Here is a 2,732-nt window from a genome sequence, read left to right as displayed (position 1 = left end):
CTAAGGATGACGTGGTGATTAAGCCAATGTCTACCACGTAATTAACTAAAAAAACTGTGGGGATGATCTCCCAAAGTGATAATATTCAAAGAGATACTTTGATGACAAAATGCGGTGCTTATCCTTCGTGGGACCACGCTACCAAACAAACAAAAAAGTCGTTGTAATCGATTGAGCCACCAAAATCCTCAAAAGCTGCACAATAAGTTCTCCCTAGTATCGGAGTTCCCGAACTTGGTTGTATCGAACCTTCACTCCAACTGTTATCAAGATGACTACTCTCAGGACAATCGACAGTACATACTAGCCTTCCGTCTGTTCCCATGTATTTAAATGATTTACCATCATATTTATCTATTTCACTATCTCCATCGTCTGGCTTTGTCCATTGGGCATAAACTTCTTGTGTATCTTCATCGTATATTTTCACGTTATAACCATAACCCGCTTCTGTCATAAAAAAATACGAAATATACCACCCACTTTTTACATCAATAAATTTAAGTGTTTTCGTTATATTTATTACTATATCAGTAATAGTTATTTCCTTTGTTATAGTAAACATATTCCCTAACATGGGTCCCTGGAAACATGGACATTACGAGATGGATGGTTATCACTATCCTGATGGAAGTATTAATCATAATGATAAATAGTAACCTTTAGCTGCCTGCATTCAAAGTGAGTCATAAATAGTTTGTCATAATGATGAGACTCTTATATTTCTCATTTCTTTCCAAGTCGTTAACGAGGCTCTTTTCAAAAAAATTTTCACATTACGAATAAGCTGCCACATAAATTGGCAACAATGATTGCGTGTTACTGTTTCATGGAGTGATTGCCATAACCGTTCTATTTTGTTTAACCAAGGCGAGTAGACCGGAACAGGTGCAATGTCCGGCTGTGAAACCCCAGCCCGTTAAGGATCATTGCCAGAAAAGCGTCACCGTGAGAGACGGTATGCGATAAATATTTTGGGATAATGTCATCAATCATGCGGGGCAAACCGGTTTCATGACAAAAAGCGACGATAAGGCCAAGATGATCAAGACGTTTAATGGCGGGTACGGGTGTGGGCATATTCATTTTCCGGCAAATAAAAGTAATAGATCAAAATGGGCGATTACCGTCAATCCCACCGATGTCATTAATACAAAAAAACCTGTGCAAGATCACCCTATTTTTAAATCAGAAATACGGTGCGGAATGACGGATAATAGGAAAAAAATAGCAGGAATTGAAAATGATAAATTCTTATCTTAATCTTTGAACGATTAATTAAATCGGCTTTTCTATTGAGTTATAAAGCGTATCTAATTGATTAATACGTTGACGATAACTCTCTCTCAGACATGATATATTTTCCTTACATTGCTGACGTTTTTTCAGCCATGCCTTCTGATCATCGTACATCTCTCCTGATATCCCCATAGCAAATAACCCTCGCAGAAAATGGTATTTCACATTCATTTCTACATCCAGATCATTTAGTTTTGGGCTGGCGCAAATCGCCTTTTCATCTGACGCTCTGGCTTTCGTACAGTCAAAACTGGCAGCAAAACTAAGTGGTGGCAGGATATACAATAATAACAGTATATATCGCATTATTTCCCCTTATAAGAATAGCAAATAAATTCAGCGACTAATCCCCCAATAATCCCCAAGTAAGTATCTTAAGTAAAACATAATGGCATACTCTTCGTTTGAGACTCAAAGAAGTATGGCATAGCTTTTGTACAAATGCCATAAAGCAAAGTATGAACATATTCCCATTTCATAAATACACAATTAATTATCAACGAAATTAATTTTTATAAATTGCCTAATTGTATTGTCCAATTGATTATTAAAGATAATATTGCTGCTATTTTATCTTTCACATTATCTGTGAGGATGATATTCGGATATTCCATTTTTGTGATATGAGGATAAAGAATATAGGTTAATTCATTATTTTCTTCATCTCCCAAATCTTTTATGCTAGAGTAACATGTTGTTACTTGTGCAATATCTTGGGTAAGAATCCAGGATAATACAATATATTGGATTGGAGCATGTTTTTTCATCTTTGCAATTTGATCTGAGCCCATTTGAAATATGCTACTTGTATTAGAGTATTTATGGTACATATTCAGCTCATTAAGGTAGAAGAATCCTTGATTATGATATTCTTGCAAATCAACTTTTGTATCTTTACTTTCTACAAAGATTAAAACTGCTGCATGGTTTCCATGGAAGCGTATAAACAACTTTCCAAACTTTTCCTTAGCTACACTGATAAGAAGATCAATGAGTTAATATCCCATAGTATCTTGGAGGAAATCATCTGTGAGTAATAAATTAAACAATATGCTTGAATTAGCTAAAGAATTACACGCAATCGATGCTGCACCAAAAAGCTTGGTTAACGATCTAAAAAAAGCAGTAACTGATCGAAAAATAAACGATAAAATTAAAGTTGTTACTATGATGACAGAGGCTGAGATAAAACAACTTCGTGTACAATTCGGTATGTCACAAGCTATGTTAGCTCTAGCTCTAGCTCTAGCTCTAGCTCTAGCTCTAGCATTAGGAATGTCAAAAGAAAGTATTTCTAAATGGGAACGAGAAGAAAAGAAACCAAGTGGCCCAGCACTTAGAATGCTTCGTATTCTTAAACAACGCGGACCGGAAGTTTTACTGGATAGTTAAGAAATTGAATGAAAGCATAAATGCCCCACACTAATGAGATG

The 2,732-nt window shown here is 35.6% G+C and carries 4 protein-coding genes and 2 pseudogenes; 1 reads left to right on the top strand and 5 read right to left on the bottom strand.

Features of this window, described 5'->3' with window-relative positions:
- Positions 1-118: 118 nt before the first annotated feature.
- From AAC147_RS08890 to AAC147_RS08870, 5 genes and pseudogenes are all read right to left on the bottom strand, one after another.
- Positions 119-577 carry a hypothetical protein gene (locus AAC147_RS08890; RefSeq protein WP_231571673.1) on the bottom strand — a complete coding sequence of 153 codons (459 nt, stop codon included), beginning with the start codon at positions 575-577 and terminating at the stop codon, positions 119-121.
- A 123-nt stretch (positions 578-700) separates the two neighbouring features.
- Positions 701-886 (bottom strand): annotated as a pseudogene (locus tag AAC147_RS08885) (IS630 family transposase); the annotation flags it as partial.
- Positions 883-1,080: pseudogene (locus tag AAC147_RS08880) on the bottom strand (DUF4277 domain-containing protein); the annotation flags it as partial. The pseudogenes AAC147_RS08880 and AAC147_RS08885, both read right to left, overlap by 4 nt.
- Positions 1,081-1,278: 198 nt before the next feature.
- Complete coding sequence (locus AAC147_RS08875) at positions 1,279-1,605, bottom strand: lysozyme inhibitor LprI family protein (protein WP_047686366.1); 327 nt, start codon at positions 1,603-1,605, stop codon at positions 1,279-1,281.
- A 206-nt stretch (positions 1,606-1,811) separates the two neighbouring features.
- Positions 1,812-2,249, bottom strand: coding sequence for a hypothetical protein (locus AAC147_RS08870; RefSeq protein ID WP_047686363.1), 438 nt, complete (start codon positions 2,247-2,249; stop codon positions 1,812-1,814).
- Between the two features lie 79 nt (positions 2,250-2,328).
- Here AAC147_RS08870 and AAC147_RS08865 point away from each other — a divergent pair, with 79 nt between their 5' ends.
- Positions 2,329-2,691 (top strand): helix-turn-helix domain-containing protein, encoded by a 363-nt coding sequence (locus AAC147_RS08865; protein WP_047686361.1) that lies wholly within the window; start codon positions 2,329-2,331, stop codon positions 2,689-2,691.
- The last annotated feature ends 41 nt before the right edge of the window (positions 2,692-2,732 follow it).

The organism is Xenorhabdus sp. NBAII XenSa04 (assembly GCF_963866145.1).
Lineage (GTDB): Bacteria > Pseudomonadota > Gammaproteobacteria > Enterobacterales > Enterobacteriaceae > Xenorhabdus > Xenorhabdus indica.
The sequence above is the reverse complement of the archived record's forward strand: the minus strand, read 5'-3'. Positions and strand labels throughout refer to the sequence as shown.

Coding starts and splice junctions, on each gene's coding strand:
- AAC147_RS08875 (WP_047686366.1), bottom strand. CDS start 1,605: ATGCGATATATACTGTTATTATTGTATATCCTGCCACCACTTAGTTTT.
- AAC147_RS08890 (WP_231571673.1), bottom strand. CDS start 577: ATGTTAGGGAATATGTTTACTATAACAAAGGAAATAACTATTACTGAT.